Below are 302 nucleotides of genomic sequence, written 5' to 3'. Positions count from 1 at the left end.
ATGATACAAACAAGCCTCATAATCAAAAAGCTGGGATAAAGCTACACGTTAGCCGTGGGGCCGGCGGTCGTGGCTACAGTACCAAGAATATCGCCAAGCCAACGATAACCATCAGTACATTTGATTTCCCTAGTCATTATTCAGCGTGGCAAGATTCTGGTGTAGAACTCGGTATCTGCCAACAAGCACTAGGTTTGAGCCCACTACTCGCAGGCCATAAGCACAATAATCGTCTTGAGCAGATCTTGATGAAAGATGAAATGGATCAGGCCGATGAAGCTGACGGTGTAGTTCTTGATATC

At 46.0% G+C, this 302-nt stretch carries 1 protein-coding gene; it reads left to right on the top strand.

Annotation, left to right across the window (positions count from 1 at the left end):
* A partial coding sequence (locus tag AB4512_RS25175; RefSeq protein WP_372176183.1) for an aminotransferase class IV occupies positions 1–302 on the top strand: 302 nt, incomplete at both ends.

Source organism: Vibrio sp. 10N.222.52.B7, from assembly GCF_041474275.1.
GTDB classification, from domain to species: Bacteria; Pseudomonadota; Gammaproteobacteria; order Enterobacterales; family Vibrionaceae; genus Vibrio; species Vibrio crassostreae_C.
The sequence above is the reverse complement of the archived record's forward strand: the minus strand, read 5'-3'. Positions and strand labels throughout refer to the sequence as shown.